20 protein-coding genes are annotated in these 19,268 nt (G+C 69.8%); 11 read left to right on the forward strand and 9 right to left on the reverse strand.

Going from position 1 to position 19,268, the window contains the following annotated elements; translation table 11 throughout:
• Positions 1-169: 169 nt before the first annotated feature.
• The 5 genes from ABJF88_13920 to ABJF88_13940 all read right to left on the reverse strand — a co-directional run bounded on the left by ABJF88_13920 (position 170) and on the right by ABJF88_13940 (position 5,166).
• The gene (locus tag ABJF88_13920) at positions 170-832 is read right to left on the reverse strand and encodes an NADPH-dependent FMN reductase (GenBank protein ID MEP0548027.1); all 663 of its coding nucleotides are present in this window, start codon (positions 830-832) and stop codon (positions 170-172) included.
• A gap of 68 nt (positions 833-900) precedes the next feature.
• Positions 901-1,440 carry a hypothetical protein gene (locus ABJF88_13925; GenBank protein MEP0548028.1) on the reverse strand — a complete coding sequence of 180 codons (540 nt, stop codon included), beginning with the start codon at positions 1,438-1,440 and terminating at the stop codon, positions 901-903.
• Between the two features lie 195 nt (positions 1,441-1,635).
• A complete protein-coding gene (locus tag ABJF88_13930) occupies positions 1,636-2,139 on the reverse strand; it encodes a DUF192 domain-containing protein (GenBank protein MEP0548029.1) in 504 nt (167 codons plus the stop codon).
• Between the two features lie 51 nt (positions 2,140-2,190).
• On the reverse strand, positions 2,191-3,339 hold the full coding sequence (hemW, locus tag ABJF88_13935; GenBank protein MEP0548030.1) for a radical SAM family heme chaperone HemW: 1,149 nt from the start codon (positions 3,337-3,339) through the stop codon (positions 2,191-2,193).
• A 150-nt stretch (positions 3,340-3,489) separates the two neighbouring features.
• Positions 3,490-5,166 (reverse strand): T9SS type A sorting domain-containing protein, encoded by a 1,677-nt coding sequence (locus ABJF88_13940; protein ID MEP0548031.1) that lies wholly within the window; start codon positions 5,164-5,166, stop codon positions 3,490-3,492.
• Between the two features lie 192 nt (positions 5,167-5,358).
• Between ABJF88_13940 and ABJF88_13945 the strand changes: the two genes are divergently transcribed.
• Both ABJF88_13945 and ABJF88_13950 read left to right on the forward strand, forming a co-directional pair.
• On the forward strand, positions 5,359-6,585 hold the full coding sequence (locus tag ABJF88_13945) for a DNA double-strand break repair nuclease NurA (protein ID MEP0548032.1): 1,227 nt from the start codon (positions 5,359-5,361) through the stop codon (positions 6,583-6,585).
• 446 nt (positions 6,586-7,031) lie between these two features.
• Positions 7,032-7,625 carry a hypothetical protein gene (locus tag ABJF88_13950; protein ID MEP0548033.1) on the forward strand — a complete coding sequence of 198 codons (594 nt, stop codon included), beginning with the start codon at positions 7,032-7,034 and terminating at the stop codon, positions 7,623-7,625.
• 218 nt (positions 7,626-7,843) lie between these two features.
• On the opposite strand, the gene ABJF88_13955 is transcribed toward ABJF88_13950, so the two are convergent.
• Positions 7,844-8,359 (reverse strand): hypothetical protein, encoded by a 516-nt coding sequence (locus ABJF88_13955; GenBank protein MEP0548034.1) that lies wholly within the window; start codon positions 8,357-8,359, stop codon positions 7,844-7,846.
• Between the two features lie 241 nt (positions 8,360-8,600).
• On the opposite strand from ABJF88_13955, the gene ABJF88_13960 reads away from it, so the two are divergent.
• The 4 genes from ABJF88_13960 to ABJF88_13975 all read left to right on the forward strand — a co-directional run bounded on the left by ABJF88_13960 (position 8,601) and on the right by ABJF88_13975 (position 12,268).
• On the forward strand, positions 8,601-8,945 hold the full coding sequence (locus ABJF88_13960) for a hypothetical protein (GenBank protein ID MEP0548035.1): 345 nt from the start codon (positions 8,601-8,603) through the stop codon (positions 8,943-8,945).
• 4 nt (positions 8,946-8,949) lie between these two features.
• Complete coding sequence (locus ABJF88_13965) at positions 8,950-9,228, forward strand: hypothetical protein (GenBank protein MEP0548036.1); 279 nt, start codon at positions 8,950-8,952, stop codon at positions 9,226-9,228.
• 167 nt (positions 9,229-9,395) lie between these two features.
• Positions 9,396-10,817 carry an alkaline phosphatase D family protein gene (locus ABJF88_13970; GenBank protein MEP0548037.1) on the forward strand — a complete coding sequence of 474 codons (1,422 nt, stop codon included), beginning with the start codon at positions 9,396-9,398 and terminating at the stop codon, positions 10,815-10,817.
• A 17-nt stretch (positions 10,818-10,834) separates the two neighbouring features.
• Positions 10,835-12,268, forward strand: coding sequence for an alkaline phosphatase D family protein (locus tag ABJF88_13975; GenBank protein MEP0548038.1), 1,434 nt, complete (start codon positions 10,835-10,837; stop codon positions 12,266-12,268).
• Between the two features lie 6 nt (positions 12,269-12,274).
• Here the strand turns inward: ABJF88_13975 and ABJF88_13980 are convergent, their stop codons facing one another.
• The 3 genes from ABJF88_13980 to ABJF88_13990 all read right to left on the reverse strand — a co-directional run bounded on the left by ABJF88_13980 (position 12,275) and on the right by ABJF88_13990 (position 15,477).
• A complete protein-coding gene (locus tag ABJF88_13980) occupies positions 12,275-12,820 on the reverse strand; it encodes a DinB family protein (protein ID MEP0548039.1) in 546 nt (181 codons plus the stop codon).
• A gap of 269 nt (positions 12,821-13,089) precedes the next feature.
• A complete protein-coding gene (locus ABJF88_13985) occupies positions 13,090-15,219 on the reverse strand; it encodes a VIT and VWA domain-containing protein (protein ID MEP0548040.1) in 2,130 nt (709 codons plus the stop codon).
• 60 nt (positions 15,220-15,279) lie between these two features.
• Positions 15,280-15,477 (reverse strand): hypothetical protein, encoded by a 198-nt coding sequence (locus ABJF88_13990; protein ID MEP0548041.1) that lies wholly within the window; start codon positions 15,475-15,477, stop codon positions 15,280-15,282.
• Positions 15,478-15,670: 193 nt separating this feature from the next.
• Between ABJF88_13990 and ABJF88_13995 the strand changes: the two genes are divergently transcribed.
• The 5 genes from ABJF88_13995 (at position 15,671) to ABJF88_14015 (ending at position 19,229) form a co-directional block, all read left to right on the forward strand.
• A complete protein-coding gene (locus tag ABJF88_13995; protein ID MEP0548042.1) occupies positions 15,671-16,420 on the forward strand; it encodes a YggS family pyridoxal phosphate-dependent enzyme in 750 nt (249 codons plus the stop codon).
• Positions 16,421-16,497: 77 nt separating this feature from the next.
• Positions 16,498-16,710, forward strand: a complete 213-nt coding sequence (locus tag ABJF88_14000) for a hypothetical protein (GenBank protein ID MEP0548043.1) — start codon at positions 16,498-16,500, stop codon at positions 16,708-16,710.
• Between the two features lie 10 nt (positions 16,711-16,720).
• Positions 16,721-17,578 (forward strand): DivIVA domain-containing protein, encoded by an 858-nt coding sequence (locus ABJF88_14005; GenBank protein ID MEP0548044.1) that lies wholly within the window; start codon positions 16,721-16,723, stop codon positions 17,576-17,578.
• A gap of 99 nt (positions 17,579-17,677) precedes the next feature.
• The gene (locus ABJF88_14010) at positions 17,678-18,508 is read left to right on the forward strand and encodes a purine-nucleoside phosphorylase (GenBank protein ID MEP0548045.1); all 831 of its coding nucleotides are present in this window, start codon (positions 17,678-17,680) and stop codon (positions 18,506-18,508) included.
• A gap of 31 nt (positions 18,509-18,539) precedes the next feature.
• Positions 18,540-19,229 (forward strand): hypothetical protein, encoded by a 690-nt coding sequence (locus ABJF88_14015; GenBank protein ID MEP0548046.1) that lies wholly within the window; start codon positions 18,540-18,542, stop codon positions 19,227-19,229.
• Positions 19,230-19,268: the final 39 nt, after the last annotated feature.

The raw sequence follows: 19,268 nt of genomic DNA on the forward strand, positions 1-19,268 counted from the left end.
AAGGCGGCGGCGACGGCTCGTTCGGTGTGGTCGCCGCGGAGGGCGGCGTCGAGGACGCGTTGGCGGAGGTCGAGCGAGAAGGCGCGCATGAGCGAGGAGTTGGGGTCGCCCCAACTTACATCATCCAGAACCCTGCTCTAATCGATCGGCTCGCTGCGATCTCCCCCGGTCACGCGTAGGGCACGCCGTCGACACGCGCAGCGTGGAGCGCGCGGGCGTACCAGCACAGCTCCCCGAGGAAGCGGGTGGTGCGTTTCTCGTACGCCTCGTCTTTGACCGTCCCGTCCATCTCGAACACGGCCGACACCTTCGGCACGGGAAGCATCGAGGGAATCGTGACGAGGCCGACTTCGCCGAGCACGGCGCGGAGGTGGACGCCGGCCCTCGCGCCGCCGAAGCTCCCCGCTGAGTACGTGACGATGCCGGCCGGCCGCCAGAAATACTCGTGGAGGAAGTGGTCGATGAGGTTCTTGAGCGCGGGCGGCAGGCCGTGGTTGTACTCGCCCGCGACGAACAGGAAGCCGTCGGCGGCGCGGTACGTCTCGGCGAGGCGTTCGAGCGGCTCCGGCGCCTCGCCCTCCGCGTACTCCGAATACGTCCGGGTGAGGAGCGGGAGGTCGACCTCGACGGGGTCGATGAGGTCGACGTGGTGGCCGCGCGTTTCGAGCTGGCGGACGAGGAAGCGGGCGGCGCGGATGCCCTGCCGCTTCGGGCGGACGGAGCCGTACACGACGACGAAGCGGAGCCCGCCCCCGTTGTCGTCGCCGCCATCACTCGTTTCGCAGGGGGGACGGCCGGCGAGGTCGGCGGCGTGCGTGGAGTCGGAGGCCATGGAGAGAGCGGTTGGGCGATAAAAGCGCAAAGTAGGGTCGGCCACCTAAACGCTGCCCAGCGGGCCCGCTACGCCTCGTCGGTCACGTCGTCGATGGCGCAGGCGATCGCGAGCCAGATCAGGCCGCCGTCGAGCGTGCCGCTCTCGAACGTGCCGTGGCCGGTGAGCGTGAGCGTCCCCTCGTCTAGCTCGAGCGCGAAGCCTGTCGCGTCGAGCTCGGGCTGCTCGATGCGGCCGTCGGAGGAGAGGACGAGCGTGACGCGGGAGGTCCGCGCAAGCGCGTGGTCCGGGTCGAACGTCAGGATCACCTCGACTTCGATGTGGCCGGTCTCGCTGTCGTAGCGGCCCTCGGGCTCGCCCTCGACCGACACCGTCGCGGTCACGCGGCCGAGGTCGGTGCCGACGCGGTCGGTGAGCGGCGGGAAGTTGAGGAGGCGGACCGTGCCGGCGTTGCGGTCGAGCGTGGCACGGAAGAGGACCGGCTCGTCATCGTCGGCGGGCTTGCGGACGAGGTGGCGGTTGTCGCCGTCGAGGATGCGGTGCGCGAGGAGGGCGTAGACGTCCGCGTCGAGGCGAGCGGAGAATTGCGTCGGCAGATCGGTCGGCATCGGAGGAGGAGTAGGGGAAGCGGGACAGCGAGGAGATACAGAAAACCCCGACAACCTTACGGGGTTGCCGGGGCCCTCAGCTTTGGCAGCCTTACGGGGCTGCCGTCTTTGTTGCGGTTAAAACGAGAACGCGCGGCTGTTAGTTTCTATTGCCCCTCGTTTAACACATGCTTCATACACGCTGTTCAAGCGCGGCTAGAGCGGGGCGTTTCGTGTCCAGCGAATGCGGTCGCCGGCGGCGATGCCGTAGCGGTCCGTGAACCCCGCCGGGGTCTCGACGATGTATTCGGCCTGCCCTTCGGCGTAGACGGACTCCGTGGAGTACGGCGTGGTGTACTTCGCCGTGTTGATGACGACCGAGTCCGGCGTGACGAACGTGATGTCGAGCGAGAGCGGGGTGTTCGCCATCCAGAACCCGTGGCGCTCGACGCGCGGCATGAGGAAGAGCATCCCGCTCTGTTCGGGGAGCGAGGTCCGCTGCATCAGCCCACGCTGCGTCGCCGAGTCGCCCTGCGCGATCTCGATGGCGATCGTGACGATGTCCTCGCCGTCTTCGCGGTAGAACGTGAGCGTGCCGTCGGTGCGGAAGGGGATGTCGGCGGCGGGCTGCGCGGTCGGAGCCGTACGCTCGGGAGCCTCGTCGCGGCAGCCGGCGCTGAGGAGGGCGAGCAGGAGGAGGGCGGGGAGAGAGCGGAGCATATTTGGAGCTGTTAGCTGTTAGCTATGGGCTGTCGGCGCGCGAGCTGAGAGCTAGCGGATCAGGCGGGCGGTGACGGCGTCGCAGACGAGCACGCCCTCATCGGTGAGGCGTACGACGCTGCTGCGGATCGGGTGGATGAGTCCGGCGGATTCGAGCTCGGCGAGGGCGTCGACCTTCTCCGTCAGCAGGTCGACGCCATACGTGTCTTCGAGCACGTCGAGGTCGAGGCCGTCGTCGGTGCGGAGGCGGAGCAAGACGTACTCGTCGGCGAGGTCGTCGGCGCCGAGGCGTTCCTGCGTGTCGATCGGGCGCTGGCCCTGCTGGAGGAGGGCCTGGTAGCGGGAGAGGTTGCGGACGTTCGCCCAGCGCCCGGCGAGCGAGCGCGTCTGCCGCCAGAACGCGTGCGCGCTCGGGCCGAAGCCGAGGTAGTTCGCGTGCTGCCAGTAGAGCTGGTTGTGCTGGCTGCGGGCGCCGGGCTGGGCGAAGCTGGAGACCTCGTAGTGCTCGTAGCCGTAGTGCCGGAGCGTGTCCATCGTGTCGAGGAATCGGTCGCGCATGGCCTCGTCGGGCGTGGGGAGGACGAGGCCGCGGGCGACCTGCTTCGCGAGCGGCGTCCGCTCCTCGACCGTCAGCCCGTAGGTCGAGAGGTGGGGGACGCCCAGGCCGGCGGCGCGTTCGAGGTTCGCCATCCAGTGCTCGGCGGGCTGGTCCGGCAGCCCGAAGATGAGGTCGACGGAGAACGAGTCGAACCCGACGCGGCGGATCGTGTCGATCGCGCGCTCGGCCTCGGCCGCGCCGTGGACGCGGTTCATGAACCGGAGGTCCTCGTCGAAGAACGACTGCACGCCGAGCGAGAGCCGCGTGACGCCGAGGCTGCGGAGCCCGCCGAGGTAGTCCCGCGTCGCGTCCTCGGGGTTGACCTCGAACGTGACCTCGCGGACTTCGGAGAGGTCGAAGTCGCGGGCGACGCCTTGCATCACTCGGGCGACTTCTTCGAGCGGCAGGAGGGACGGCGTGCCGCCGCCGAAGTAGACCGTCTCGACGGCTTCGCGCGCGCCGTACTCCCGCCCGTACGCCTCGATCTCGACGAGGAGCGCGTCCACGAACGGCCGGTAGGCGCGGCTCGTCGTGGTGAAGTAGAAGTCGCAGTAGATGCAGCGCTGCGAGCAGAAGGGGATATGGACGTAGAGTCCGGCCACGCGGTGGAGGATTTTGAACCCGACGCGCTCACGCGCTCGCTGCCCAAGCGTTCCCTCGGCCCATCGCCGCCGTGGTATCTTCGCGGCGTCCTAACCCTCGCCGCCCGCGTGCTCCTCAGCCACGGTCCCTGTCGGCGGTGTCACGGCGGCTCATCGCATGAGCACCATCCGTGCCGCCCCCGTCGCCGTGCCCGTGTGCACGCGGACGAGGTAGAGCCCCGGCGCGAGGCCCCCGAGGTCGAGCGCCGCCGTGTGCGCGCCCGCCCCCCGCACGCCGAGGTCCACCGAGCGCGCCCGCCGCCCGAGCACGTCCATCACCGCCACGCGCACCGGCCCCGCCTCGGCCAGCGTGAACCGCACGACGGCCCGGCCCCGCGCCGGGTTCGGCGCCACCGACACTGCGAGGCCCACCGGGGAAACACCCGGCGCGTCCTCCGCCGCCGTGAGCACGCCCGCGAGGTCGAAGGCGAACACCGCCCCCGCGTCCGCCCCCGCTGTGTCCTCCTCCGGGTGCCCCACCACCGCCAGCGACCCGCTCACCCCCACCGCCCACCCGCTGCCGAAGGGGGACGCCGCCGTCACCGTCGAGAGCTTCGCCACCGCGCGCCACGTCGGCTCGGTTCCCTCGCTACGCGTGAACACGAACGCCCCCAGCGGCGGGGCCGTCGCCCCCCCACGCAGGAACGCCGAGGCCACGAGGACCGCCTTGCCCCCCGGCCCCGTCGAGAGCGCTACGCCGTAGCCGAACTGCTCCAGCCCCTCCTCCCCGGGCGGCAGCGTCAGCTCCGCCTCTTGGACCCACGTGCCGACCTCGCCGGGCTCCCCTTCGAGCCGCCACACGCGGACGTAGCCCGCGCCGACCCCGCCGCCGAGGCAGCCCTCCGTCGCCCCCGCCGCCGCCAGCCACACGCCGCCCACCTCGGCCAGCGCCACCGCGTGCCCGAGGCACGCCCCGTTGCCGCCGAGGAACCGCGCCTCCTGCACCCATGCGCCTCCGCCCGGAGCGCCGGGGCTCTCGTCCAATCGCCAGAGGTAGGCCGCGCCCCGGAAGGGCGAGCCCCCGCTGTAGGGGCCGCCCGCCATCGCCCGCCACACCCCGTCGGTGCCGTGCACGATGGATGCCCGCTGGTGCGGGCGCGCTCCGTCCACGGTGAGGCCCTGGAAGGTGTCGCCCGGCTCCGGTTCGAAGCGGGCCTCCTCCACCCACACCGCATCCGGGGCGTTGGACCGGCGCAGCACCCAGGCCCGCCCGCCGCCGAGGGTGATGATCCGCTCCTCGGTGGCGGCGGTGCCGGTGCCGTCGCGGGCGACGGCGACGGCCTGCCCGAAGAAGCGGCTGTCTTCGAGGTCGGCCACGCGGAGGGCGGCCTCTTGCGTCCACGCCCCGGTCGAGGCGTCGTAGCGGAAGACGTGGGCGGCTCCGTTGTACATCCCCGAGGCCGGGGGCGCGACGCGGACGGGAGCCCCGACGACGGCAAGCGTGCCGTCGGCGGAGAGCGCGCAGGCGACGCCGAGGAATCCAGCCGCGTCGGCATCGAGCCGATCCGCCTGCATCCACTCGCCGCCCGAGCGCGTGAAGAGGTAGGCGGCCTGAGGCGGGAACGTGCCCGGTGCCCCACCGAGGGCGAGGGGACCGGCGGGCGGCAGTCCTGCTTCGGGAGCAGCGTCGGGCACGACAGCAGCGGCGGCACAGGAGCCGAGGAAGTCGCCCGCGTCGGTGTCGTCCCCGACGAAGAGTGCCCCCTCCAGCGCGGGGACCGGCTGCGCGGTCGCGGGTACGGCGAACCCAGCGAGGAGCGCGAGGAGAACGAAGGCGGAACGGCGCATGGGAGCGGAGGTCGTTAGAGCAGAGGGGTCGCGCACGCTGGGATGGTCGCTCGCCGTTTGTTCCGTAACAAGGAATTAGGGGACTATCCATAGAGTACGCATTGCTCCTCCGATTCCCAATCGTCTGTGAGGAGCGCGTCTGCTCCCCATTCCGAGCATGTGCGCCGACACAGGCGGCTCGAAGGCTGTTAGGTGGCGAACCTCGCCACGCGCCCGGTCGCTTATCTTCGGAGCCGTTTCCAACTCCCCGCCGCCCGCGTGCTCGACTTCCACCGCCTCCACTCGCAGCTCTCCGACTTCAGCGCGTACCGCGTGGACGAAGACGCGCGCCGCGTCGACAAGCTGAAGCTCGCGCTCGACGCCTTCCGCGATTGTGCACCGGAATGGGAGGCGCTCCGCGACCGCGTCGCCCACGACCGCCCCCGCACGCTCGTCGCCGGTCTCCGCGAGCGGCCCGACGGCTGCGCGACGTGCGGCCCGCGCCCGACGCCCATCACGCTCGTCGCCACGGACGGCTCGCAGATCTACCCCGACCGCCACGTCGAGCCGACGTGCTACCTCCTCAACGTCAGCCGGATCGCGTTCCACTACGGCACCGAGGAACCACCCCTCATGGCGGCCGAGCCCGAGCTCCGCTTCCGCCGCCGCGACCTCGACGAACTCAACGCCGACGAGGGCGAGGAGGCGTTCTTCGACGTATCGACGGAAGTCGTCTCCGCGCTCCGCGACGAGCAGGAACTCCACTGGCTCTTCGAGACCGCCTTCGCCGAGCGCCGCAGCGCCCGCCCCGTCCTCGCCCTCGCCGACGGCACGCTGATCCGCTGGATGCTGCGCGGGATGAACCACCGCGTGCTCGAAGACAAGCTCATCCAGCGCTACCTCGCGATCCTCGAACGCTTCCGCGACGAGGGCATCCCCGTCTGCTCGTACGTCTCGATGCCGGGCAACACCGAACTCATCAACCTCCTCGGCCTCTTCCGCGAGGAGCCCGACGACGCGCCCGACGCGGACTCCGTGCTCGGGCTCGTCGACCGGCTCGTGTTCGAGCGGACGTTGCAGGTCGGCGAGCGGTCGGCGCTCTTCGAGTCGGGCTCGCACATCCAGCGGGAGTACGGGCCGCACCACCGGATCTGCTATTTCTACGTCCGCCTCCCCGAAGAGGTGGGTCGCGTCGAACTGCCCGCGTGGGTGGCCGAGCAGCCGGGCTGGCTCGACCTCATCCACGCCGTCGTCGTCGATCAGGCGGAGAAGGGCGGCGGCTATCCGATCATCCTCACCGAGGCGCACGAGCGCGCCGTGATCCGAGCGCAGGAGAAGGCGCTGTTCTACCGCATCCTCGAACGCGAGATGCAGCGGGCCGGTCTGCGCGGCTACGCCGGCTCGCAGAAAGCCGCCTCGAAACGCGCGCCGCGGATTTGAGGCGGCTTGTACAAAGCGAGCGCGTGACATCCAATTGCTGTTGATGCGAACTTTACGTCATCAAGGGACGAAAGGCGAATGGTTGAGGGATCTACTCTTAGCCTCGATCATCGCTCTCATTTTGCTCGTCGTAGGGTTTTTCGGTTTTGCGATCCTATTTGGCACCAATGAGGGCACCCTTGATCCAGCCGAAGGAGATACTGTCTGGGGACGTACTGCCACTAGTATCTATGCTGTCCTAAATTTTCCGTTGAGTCTCCTCTTCCGGACTATCAGCAGTGCCTTTGCCTCGAGTGAGGCTACATGGTGGGGAGCCGGTTTAGAGATCTTCGCCCTTCTCGGGATTTTTATTGATGCTTGGCTTTACGGATTCGCCGCAATCTTTGGCCTTCGGTGGGTTCAGGCTACTATAGCCCGCCTGTTTGCATAATTCGCATCAGAAACAGATGTCCGATCCTATCGCCGAAGTCATCGAGTCGAGCACGCGGCACTTCGTGGCCGAGGTGCTGCGCGACGCCGAGGCGCCGGACTTCGGCGCGTGGGCGGAGGTCGTGCTGGAGGAAGGCACGTCGCTCTTCGCCGTCGTGGCGCACGTCGAGACCGGGAGCGTGGAGCCGGGCCGCCGGGCGATGGCGCTCGGGATGGACCGGGCGACGCTCCGCCGCGAGATGCCGCAGGTGATGGAACTGATCCGCACGACATTCCGCGCCCAGGTCCTCGCGTATCGTGACGCGCGCGGCACCCTGCATCAAACGCTCCCGCCACGTCCCGCTGCGCTCCACGACATGGTCCGCCCGTGCAGCGACGACACCGTCTGCGCGCTCGGTACACCGTTCGACTACCTCCGCACGCTCGTCCGCCACCCGGAGATGGGCGTCCCGACGGACGACCTGCTTGTGGCGCTCCTCCGCCGGACGTATAAAGCCTACGGCGCGGGTGAGGAGGGCACGCGTGCGCTCCTCAGCGCCGGCCGCGCCCTCAGCCGCCTGCTCGACGACGACCACGAGCGGCTTCAGTCGATCCTCCGCCGTGTGACGTGAGCGGGCTGGAGGATGGAGGAGCGAGTATGAAGGGTGGCGAATGCGGAGCGCAGGTGAAGCCTGACGACGACCGCCCGGCGGTAAACCACCGGGCTCACAGGCCGAACGACGCTGAAGCGCCCTACCTCGGACTTCAAAGTGTCAGCCCCAGCGGGGCTTACGCTGTAAGCCGGGGCTTCAGACCCCGGCGGAGGCTCGGTCGTCCACACGTCCCACACTCAAAAGATGACGCCGACGCGGGCCGGCACGATCAGCGCCGTCCGCGACTCGCCGATCACGAGCGCCGGGTCGATCTCGACGTACAGCGACGACTCGTTGAGCGGGCGCACCCAGCCGAGGCCGAGGTGGAGCGCCGGCCCGCCCTCCGCGTTCGAGTCGCCGAGGGGGAAGTAGCCGCCGAAGCCGCCGATGAGGTAGCGCGCCCACTGCGGCGAGCGCGGGAGCGTGACGATGCCCGAGACCTGCGGGTTGAAGAGGTAGTTCGCGTCGTCGCGCCCGCCGAGGAGGAAGCCTGCGAACCCGGCGCCGACGGCCACCGAGAAGTCGGCGTTGATGGGGAACGAGGCACGGCCCCGGACGCCGAGGCCGAACCCGTCGTCGAGCACGTCGCCGCTGGCGAGGGAGAGGAGGGCGTCGAAGCCGGCGCCGAAGCGGGGGTTGAGGCCGCCGCGTTGCGCCGTGGCGGAGGAGGCGAAGAGGCAGGCGAGGAGGACGAGGGAGGCGAGACGGAGCATGGAGTCGGCGGGGTGGCGGGGTCGGAAACGGAGAGCGGCCATCGGAGAGGGGCGGCCGGCGGTGCGACTCGGTAGCCGCGCGCCGGGCCGCCAAAGTTACTCACGGGCCGGCCGAAGCAGGACAGAGCTGGCTCCGCTGTCGTTTCTTTGGAGGACGTTGAAGCTGCCGCAAACCCTCGCAACCGGCGCTGCACCGCGTTCGTACCCCCTTGCGTCCCTTGTCCATCCCACGCCCTGTGCCATGGAATTTTTCGAGTTCGTGCTCGTCATCTCGCTAACCGTCGGTCTGCCGATTACCATCCTGAAGATGGTGATGGAGTACAAGAAGTCCCAGCTCGAGGCTGTGCGGGGAAAGGGCGACGCTGCCGGCGTCACGGCCGGTGAACTGAAGCGGATGCTCGCCGAGGTCGTACGCGAGGCGAACGCGCCGCTCGTGGGGCGGATCGAGGAGTTGGAGCACCGCGCCGACATCGCACCCCCCGGGGGCGACCGTTATCTCGACGCCGAGGCGGGGTTCGGGGAAGACGCGGAGTTCGATGCGGAGGCGGAGGTGGAGCGGACGCTCGGCCGTCGGCTCCGAGGGTAGCCCGGTGAAGCTGGACCGCGACGACGCCTTCTGGAAAGCGCTCGCCGAGCGCCCGTGGCGCCGCGTGAAGTGGCGGCGCTCCGACGGCGATCCCCCGAGCGAGCGCTGCATCGCGTACGATCTCCCGATCCACCGCAAGGGCACGTACTACCTCCGGCCCGCCTACACCGACGGCGAAGCGTGGCTGTGCCAGCAGGCCTACGACGAGATGGTCCGCCGCACCGCCGGCCACCGGCCTAGCCGGCGCTACAGTCAGCCCCCGGACGACGGCCCCGGCGCGTAACGACGGGCGCCCCCGGGGCGCGGCAGTGCACTACGGCGGCCCATTTTGGCGTTGGTACGGAGGGGGATGGTCTGAACCAATCGGCCCGTCGGCACGTTCAGCCTCTCTCCTCTGCACTCCAGCATCCGGCTCGCGCCGGTCTCATCCACGCTGCCCTCCGTACCTCGATGCTTTCCAACGGCGCGCTTCGCTCGCTCGCTCTCCTCCTCTTCGTCCTCTTCCCGTCCCTCGCCCTCGCCCAGACCCCGCGCGTCGAGTTCGTATGGTCGGGCGCGCTCCAGCCAACGTCGATCCGCATCGTCGCCGGGCTCTCAGGGACGGCGGACAGCGTCCGCGTCGCGCTCGCCGGCGGAGGGGAGTTCGAGCGCGACGTGTATTACTCCGGCTACCGCCCCGTCGACGAGGCCAGCCGCACGGTCGCGTTCGAGATCGAGGCGCTCGAGCCGGACTCCGTCTACGGCTACGCCGTAGAGGTCGACGGCGTGCTCGACACGCTGAAGGTGGGGACGTTCCGCACACCGCCGGAGGGGCCGTTCTCCTTCACCGTGATCGCCGGAGGCTGCGCGACGACGGGCTCCGACCGCCCCATCTTCGACGTGATCCGCCGGCAGGAGCCGCTGTTCTTCCTCCACGTCGGCGACTTCCACTACGAGAACCTCGACTCCGAAGACCCGGACGTGTACCGCCAGGCTTACCGCGACGTCCTCGCCTCCCGGTCGCAGGCCGCGCTCTACCGCAGCACGCCGATCGCGTACATGTGGGACGACCACGACTACGGCCCCAACAACAGCGACCGGTTCGCGCCGGGGCAGGAAGCCGCGCGCGAGGCGTACCGCACGATGATCCCGCACTACCCCCTCGCAGCGGGGCTCGGCAACGTACCCATCTTCCAGTCCTTCACGGTGGGTCGTCTCCGCTTCATCCTGACCGACCTCCGCTCGTCGCGACGCCCGCACCACCGCCTCTTCGACCGCGTTCCGACGATGATGGGGGAGCGGCAGAAGGACTGGTTCGAGCAGGAGCTCCTTCGTGCGAAGGAGGACGGCCAGGTCGTCGTATGGGTCAGCACGGTGCCGTGGATCTACCGCGCCAACCCCCGGAGCGACTCGTGGGGCGGCTACGCCGAGGAGCGGGAGGACATCGCCAACTTCCTCAAGGAGCACGAGATCGACGACATCTTCATCATGGGCGGCGACGCCCACATGGTGGCGATGGACGACGGCTCCAACAGCGATTTCTCCACCGGGGGCGACGGCGTCCCGATCCCCGTGATCCAGTCCGCGCCGCTCGATCAGGCGGGCTCGGAAAAGGGCGGCCCGTACAGCGAGGGCGCCTATCCGGGCCCCACCGTCTTCCCGCCGCACAACGGGCAGTGGACGCTGATGGAGGTGGAGGACGACGGAGCCAACGCCGTCTGCGTCCGCTGGACCGGCTACCGCACGCGGTGGGACCGGCCGAGCTCGCGCCCGCTCGTGGAGATGAGCCGGTGCTTTGACGTGCCCACCCCCGAAGAGGTGAGCGCGAGGCGGAACGACGCCGGCGATACCGCTTCGCCCAAATCAGCGCAGACTGTGGAGGGGGGGCAGTGATGCGGAGGCGTGGGATCGTGTTGACCGTCTGTCTCGTGGCCCTCGTGTGGACCGGGTGCCGCGAGGCGGCGCCCGGCGCCCGGCTCGCGCTGATGGAGACCGTGCCGCCCGCTGGCTTCGTCTGGTCCGGCGCCCTCACGCCGACCTCGATCCGCATCGTCGCCGGGTTGTGGTCGAGCGGGCCCGTCCGCCTCGTCGTGCGGCCCGACGCCGATACGCTGGCAACGGCGCGGTCGGAGCCGTTCACGGTCGCGGACGGTGGGCGCGTCGTCACGGCCCACGTCGAAGGGCTGACGCCGGGGGTGCGCTATGCCTACGCCTTCGAGTCGGGCGAGGAGACGTTGCGCGAGGGGAGGTTCCGCACGCCGGAGGATGGTCCGTTCTCGTTCGACGTCGCGATTGGCGGGTGCTCGCTCACTGGGTCCGATCAGCCCGTGTACGATGTCATCCGCGAGAGCGAGCCGCTGTTCTTCCTCCACGTCGGCGACATGTTCTACGAGGACATCGCGGTGAACAGCGCGGGGTTTTATCGGCGGGCGTTCGGTCGCGTCCTCCGCTCGCCCCGGCAGGCCGCGCTCTACCGCTCCACGCCGATCGTCTACGTCTGGGACGACCACGACTTCGGCCCGAACAACAGCGACCGGATCGCGCCAGGGCAGGAGGCCGCGCGCGAGACGTACGACGCGCTCGTCCCACACTACCCGCTCCCCGGCGGGCCGATCTACCAGGCGTTCTCGGTCGGCCGCGTCCGCTTCATCGTGACCGACCTCCGCTCGCCCCGCGACCCCGTGGACTTCGGCGAGCCGGGCGGGCGGACGACGATGGGCGCGGAGCAAAAGGCGTGGTTCAAGCGCCAGCTCCTCGACGCGAACGGCCGCTACCCCGTCATCGTCTGGGTCAGTACGGTCCCGTGGATCGCCCCGCCCTCGCCGAGGTCCGACACGTGGGGTGGCTTCCCGCAGGAGCGCCGCGAGATCGCCGATTTCTTGAAGGACAACGGGGTCGAAGGCCTCGTCATCGTCGCCGGCGACGCGCACATGGTAGCGATGGACGACGGTACGAACAGCGACTACGCCTCGGGCGGCGGGGCACCGATTCCGGTGATCCAGGCCGCGCCGCTCGACCAGACGGGCTCGACGAAGGGCGGGCCGTACAGCGAGGGCGAATACCCCAACCCGTCCGTGCTGCCGCCGCACCCCGGCCAGTGGGTCGAGATGGCCGTGACGGATGACGGCGGGCTGGAGGTCTGCGTCGAGTGGACGGGCTACCGGACCGACGCGGGCTCGACCGATACGGAAACGCTCGTCACGTGGGGCCGCTGCTTCGAGGCGTCGATCCCGCCGCCTCCGCTCTTCCGCGACCTCGCCGACTCGACGGCGACGGCCCTCGACACGCTCGTCCTCGCCCCGCCACCGCCGACCGTCACCCTCACATCGGGCACGGCGGACTGACGCCGATTACGCGGGAGCTTGGTTGAGCGCGCGCACCGTGCGGCCGAGTTGGTGGAGGTGATGCTCGATGTGCGCTTCGAGAAAGCGGAGCGTCTGCGCCGTCGTGAGCGGCCCGCCGACGGGGTGCATAACGAGGGCCTCCGTCTCTAGCTCGGGCGGGAACGTGGCGATGATCTCGTGCCAGCGCTCGCCGGCTGCCTGCCAGTCGCGGCGGAGCACGTCGTACGGTACGGCACCCGTCGGGGCGATCGCCTCGACGCCCTTGGGGATCTTGAACTGGGCGGGCGTCCGCATCGCCTGAATCAGCCCCTCCACGGACCGCTCTGACGGCTCGCCGAAGCGCCGCCGGTCGTCCCCCTTTTCGAGCTGCCGGGCGGTGATGTGGGCGAATCCGCGCTCGGAGATCAGCAGGTGCTCGCCGATCTGGAGCGGCGACCACGCCGCCTGCGAGGGCGCACGGTCGCGCTGCTCGGGAGGGACCGATTCGAGCCCGGCGAGAAACTCGGCGCGGCGGTTGTCGAGAGCGGCGAGGAGGCGGGGCAGTTCGGGCATCGGGGTGTGGGGCAGTGGCGGGAGACGAGCCGAGAAGCTACGGCACTTGCCACCCTGTCATCCTGAACGGACGTGAAGGATCTCCACGTGAGCATTCCACACGTCAGCGTCGGTTCGATGGCTTGCGAGATCGGCGTTGAGATCCTTCGCAAGCTCAGGATGACACGTCTGGGGAGAATGCGCTCGCCCTGCCGTCGGTCTGCTCGACCCTCGGGAGATTGCTTCGCTTCGCTCGCAATGACAACCCCTCTATAGGTGTACGCGGCGGCTCAGCTCCGCACGGCGCGGATCAAGAACGCCTCGCCGTCCAGCTCGACGAGCACGTCTTCGTCGAAGGTGAGGTACACGACCGACTCTTCGGGCAGTTGGCGAGCTAGCTCGAAGTACGCGTCCGAGAACTGCTCGATCTCGCGGGCGTCGCCCGGCTCCGTCTCCAGCAAGCCGGCGTCGATCCAGAGGGTGCCGCGCTGGTAGAACGCCCGCGTGCCGACGGTCTGCACCGTCGAGACCTCGCGGCGTCCGCCGTCGGCGCCGTAGAACACGGTTGAGGACGGGGCCTGCGCCTTCGCGGCGAGGTCGGCGCGCATCGAGCGCTGCCCGACGCCGTCGGCACCGCTGACGGATTCGAGCTGCATGAGGTCGTCCTGTGCTCGCTGCACCTGCACGTTGCCGGCGGCGAACGCACCTTCCTCTTCGGCGAGGAAGGAGGTGTACGGCGTGAGGATGCCGTAGCGCGTCGAGAGCGCGACGAGTTCGTCGACGAGTTCCTCGTTCTGCCCGTTGAGGTCGATCTGCTCCAGCAGGTCGGCGACGCGGCGCGAGGCCCAGAGCGGCTCGATGAAGCTGTGGCGTGCGCGGTCGCCCTCGGCGGCGAGGTCGGCGCGGAACGTCATCGTGTGCGTGTCGTCGCCCGCGCGGCCGGTGAGGCGGACGGTCACGTCGCCGCCGCGCGTGTAGCGCCCGGCCCACACGACCTGGCTGCCTTCGAACAGATCGGGGAGGGCGCGGGGGTAGGCCCGGTTCACGCGCGTCCCGTCGAAGGCGATCTCGAGGCCGGAGAGGACGGGGCTCGTGAGCCGGGTGTAGAGCGCGGCGACGCTGGCTTCGAGGTCGTCCTCGGGGCGGACGTACTCCGTCGTGCCGCCGCTCGTCGCGGCGAGCCGTTCGAGCAGGCGGGCGTTGACGTCGTAGCCGACGCCGAAGGAGAAGATGCGGGCGTGCGCGCCGTTCGCCCGGTCGGCGTTCGCAGCGATGGCCCCTTCGCCCTGCTCGCCGGCCGTCGGGAGCCCGTCGGTGAGGAAGAGGACGTAGGCGGGCCGCCCGTCGTCGCCGAGCAGGCCGAGCGCTTCGGTGAGCGCGCCGTCGATGTTCGTGCTGCCGCCGGGGCGGAGGCCGTCGACGTAGTCGAGCGCGGCGCGCCGCGTCTCCGGCGAATACCGTTGCAATTCCGGCTCGAACGTCTCCACGCGGTCGTCGTAGGCGACGACGTTGAAGAGGTCGTCGTCGCCGAGGTTGTCGAGCACGAACGAGAGCGCGTCCTTCGCCTGCTCCATCTTGCGCCCGGCCATCGAGCCCGAGCGGTCGATCACGAAGACGACGGTTTTTGGGAGCGCCTGCTCCGCGACCTCGCGGACCTCGGGGCTGGCGAGGAGGAGGAAGTAGCCGTCCTGCGCGCCGCGCGGCCAGTGGCTGAGCAGCGTCGCGCTGACGGGGCCGTCGCTCGCGGGCTCGTAGATCAGGCGAAAGTCGCGCTCCAACCGCACGTCGTCGGCATTGAAGCGGACGCGCGTCCGGCCGCGCTCGCGCTCGATCTCGACGTCGTGCGACGGGCTGTAGACGGCCCCGGCCTCGCCCGTGATCGTGAGCCCGATGCGGAGCCGGCCGACGGCGTCCTGCTGCCGGGCGAGCCCGAACGGGTAGCTGAACGTGACGCGGTCGCCGTCGCGCGCCGCGACCTCGGTGTAGCGGAAGACGACCGTACTCTCGCCGCGCGCGGGCACCGGAAACACGCTCGTCCGGTAGAGCCCGTAGCCGGCGTACTCCATCAGCGCCGGGTCGATCATGCGGCGGACGATCTCCTCGTAGCGCCGCCGGGCCTCGTCCTTCGGCAGCACCTCGCCCGTCAACTCCTGCCCGTCGACGAGCAGCACAAGGTCCTGCACCGCGGCGTCCGGCGGGATCGGAAACAGGAACTCCGTCTCGACCGGACGCTCGTTCGGGTTGAAGAGCGTCTGCCGGACCGTGACCTCGGCCACCTGATCCACGATCCGCCCGTCGATCTCAAGGGATGCCATCTCGACGGGCCGGTCCGTGACGGGGACGGGGCGCGGCGGGACGATGATCTGCGCCGTGGCCGGCAGCGAGAGGAGCGAGAGCAGGACGAACGGGAGTAGGCGCATGAGCAGGAAGGCTGACCAGAGAGGACGGCCTTCATAACGCTTTCACGCACCGGGATATTGTCAGTGCTGCATTCGGGGCTGCTCGGGCGAAGGTTCGGGACTCGGGACTAGCTGGGGTGTGGATACGCGCTGCGCGTTCCGCAGCTCGGCGTCGAGTTCGAGGCAGCACGCGACGTAGCGCGTCCAGGCTTGAGGGTCACCGTTGAGCCACTCGGCGCGGGCGGCGCCGATGAGGTGGGGGAGCGAGGTGGAGGACATGGCGTGAGGGGATAGGGAGGAGAGATACGCCGTTGTTTGCAAGGACCCTGCCGCGCCGCGTCCCCCGTTCGCACCGCACGGCGGCGTCCCTTCTCCGCCTCGGAATGGAGAAGAAACGTGCTCGGTCGGGGAAGAAATGCGTCCGCGGCCGCTCGTATTTTCTGCGGCCCCCTCTCGCTGCCCGTCCCTTCCCATGCCCGACACTGACGTAGCTGCCCTGGTCTCCGACATCCGCCGCCGGGCCGATGAGGCCCGCGACCGCATCGCCGCCGCCTGCGACCGCGCCGGGCGTGACCCGGGCGCCGTCCGCCTCGTCGCCGTGAGCAAGACGTTCCCCATCGAAGTGGTGCAGGCGGGGATCGAGGCGGGGCTGACCGACTTCGGCGAGAACCGAGTGCAGGAGCTGGAAGAGAAGGCGGGCGCGATCCCCGGTGCCGTGAGCGGGGGCGCGATCCGCTGGCACCTCATCGGCCCGCTCCAGCGCAACAAGGCCAAAAAGACGCTCGAACACGCCGACCTCTTCCACGCGCTCGACAGCGACCGGCTCGCGAAAGAGCTCGACAAACGCGCCGCCGACGCCGAGCGCGTCTTCCCGTGCTTCGTCCAGGTCAACGTCTCCGACGAGGACACGAAGTCCGGCCTCGCGCCCGCCGACGTCCACGCCTTCCTCGACCGGCTCGCCGCATTCGAGCACCTCCGCATCGTCGGGCTGATGACGCTCGCCGAGCCCGTCGACACGGAGGACGATTTGGAGACCGTCGTCCGGCCGCAGTTCCGCCGGCTCCGCACGCTCGCCGAGACGTACGATGCGAGCGCGAACCCGCACGTCGACCTCCGCCGCTTGTCGATGGGGATGAGCGGGGATTTCGAGGTGGCCGTCGAGGAGGGCGCGACGGACGTGCGGCTCGGCTCGGCCCTCTTCGGGGAGCGGCCGATAGGCTGACGGGGCCGGACGCCCCGAGCCCGTACGTGGCGCGGCCCGATCCACGCTCGCTTCCAGTGTATCTTTACCTGCGTATGATGGAACTCTCGCTCGTCATCTTGGCCGTCACCGCCCTCGTCCTCCTCGCGCTCCTGCTGCGCCACCGGCAGCGCGACGCCGAGGAGCACGCGGCCCGCACGCTCGCCCGGCTCCGCCGCCACCACACCACCCTCGCCGACCGCACCTCCGAAATCGGACACGAGGTCGCCGCGCTCTACGCCGTCACGGCGCGCTCTCCCGTCCACCCCTGACCCCACGCCGATGAAGCTGACGCCGCTCGACATCCGCAAGCATGAGTTCGCCTCGAAGCTCCGGGGCTACGACCCGGAGGAGGTCGTTGCTTTCAACGAGATGGTCTCCCGGCAGTGGGAGGAGCTGCTCGACGAGCTCCGCCACGCGCGCGACCGCGTGCGCGAGCTCGAAGGCAAGATCGAGCACTACGAGAAGGTGGAGAGCGCGCTGCACGAGGCGCTCCAGACCGCGCGGAGCGGCGCGAAACGGACGCAGGAGCACGCCGAGGAGCGCGCCCGCCTCATCGTCGAAGAGGCCGAGCTGAGGGCCGAGCAGATCTTGCAGGAGGCCGATCAGCGGCAGGGCCGCCTCCGCCACGACATCACCAACCTCACGCATCGGCACGACGAGATCACCGCTCGGCTGCGCCACTTCCTGATGTCAGAGCTCGAAATCCTTGCCCGGCACGAGGAGGACCGCCCGATCGGGTTCATGCAGCTCATGCCCTCCACGCCGGCCGAGGCACTGCCGACGCCACCCGCCGGCCGGAGTGAGCCCGCGCCCCGCGCTACTATCGCGGATCCGGCCCCTGCCTCCAGTCTCCCCGACGCCGCGGCGCCCGAAGACGACGCCGAAACCACCGAGCCACGCGGCTCGACGTACGGCGACCTCTACGCCCGCGCCGCCGAGGCCGAGAGCCAGCGCGAGCCCGACGCGCCCGAGCCGGACGAAACCGAGTCCTACGACGACGGGATGGACGACGAGCCGGCGTGGACGCTCCGCTCCATCGTCAACCAGTCCGAAGCCGACGCCTCCGACAACGAGGCTGAGTCGACGACGGACTCGGAGAAAGAGCGCATCCGCCGCATCCTCGAAGACCTCGACTGAGCCATTGGGTAATCGGCCGATCCGCTGATTGGCTGGCACCCCGAAATCCTTCAATCAGCGACTGCGAAGCAGCGGCGCAGCCAACCACCCAATCAGTCCATGGATGCAGTCCACTACCGCCGCCGCGTCGATGAAGCCGCCGCCGCGATCCGCGAGCACGCCACCACCGAGGCGCGCGTCGGCATCATCCTCGGCACCGGCCTCGGCGCACTCGCCGACGAGATCGACGCCGACGCGGTGCTCTCGTACGACGACATCCCGCACTTCCCCGTTTCGACGGTCGAGAGCCACCACGGCAAGCTCCTCCTCGGACGGCTCGACGGCGTCCCGGTCATCGCCCTGCAAGGCCGCTTCCACCTCTACGAGGGCTATGGACCGAAGGAGATCACCTTCCCCGTCCGCGTCCTCGCCGCGCTCGGCGTCGACACCCTCCTGATCTCGAATGCGGCCGGAGGGATGAACCCGAACTACCGGCGCGGCGACCTCATGCTGCTGACCGACCACATCAACCTGCAGGGTGCGAACCCGCTCATTGGCCCGAACGATGATGCGTGGGGACCGCGCTTCCCCGACATGAGTAAGCCCTACGACGAAGTGCTCCGCAAGCTCGTCGAGGAGGCCGCGCTCGAACGGGCGATCAAGCTCCAGCAGGGCGTTTACGTCGCCGTCGAGGGTCCGAACCTGGAGACGCGGGCCGAGTACCGCTTCCTCCGCACGATCGGCGCCGACGCTGTCGGGATGAGCACGGTGCCCGAGGTGATTGTGGCGCGACATATGGGGCTGCGCTGCCTCGCGATTTCCGTCATCACCGACGAGTGCTTCCCCGACGCGCTCGAACCCGTCTCCATCGAAGACGTGCTCGCCGCCGCCGGCGAGGCCGAGCCCCACCTCACCGCCCTGATGCGTGCCGTCGTGCAGGGCCTCGGCTGAGTCGCCGTTCCCCGTTCCTTTGCCAACGCCTATGTCCGACGACGTCTGGGACGAGCACCGGTGGGAGGACTTCCTGAGCGAGAAGGACCGCCGCATCGACCGGTTCATGGCCCTCCTGACGGAGTTCATGAATCGCACGCCGCCCCCGCCGGAGGGCGCGTCGGCTGAGGACGAGGCCGCGTGGAAGGCCCGGCTCGAAGCCTACATCCGCCGTCGTACTGGCTTCGAAGGATCGGTGGACGACCTCCCCGTGTGGGAGCGCGAGGCCGACGACGCCGAGCCCGAGGATGTGGTGGGCGAGGAGTGGAAGGCCGGCCTCGCCGACTTCCCCGAGCAGCAGCCCGTCGAAGCGCTCGCGGTCTACCGCGCCGCCCGCGCGCTCGCCACCACCGTGCTCCGCTGGTCCGAACCCATTCCTGCGCGAGTCAAAGACGGCGAGTTCGTCCAGTTCTGCTCGAACGCGCTCCAGATCGCAGCGAAGATCGGCGGCGGGCACGCCGTCGGCTACGAGCGCGATACGCTCGGCGGCAACATCGCGTACGTCAAGCGCGGGCTCGCCGTGGCGAACGACGCGCTCGACGCGCTCCAGCGGCTCCGCAACGCGCCGTACATGAGCGCGGCCGACTACCACCGGCTCTACGAGGCGACCTACGAGGTGCGCAACGCCGTCGCCCTCCACGTCCTCCGCCTCCGCGAGCGTTTCGAGCGCGGCACGGACTGACCCCTCCGTCGCGGTAGAGAAGGGAGCGGCGGGGAGCAG

The organism is Rhodothermales bacterium, from assembly GCA_039944855.1.
GTDB lineage: Bacteria > Bacteroidota > Rhodothermia > Rhodothermales > JANQRZ01 > JBBSMX01.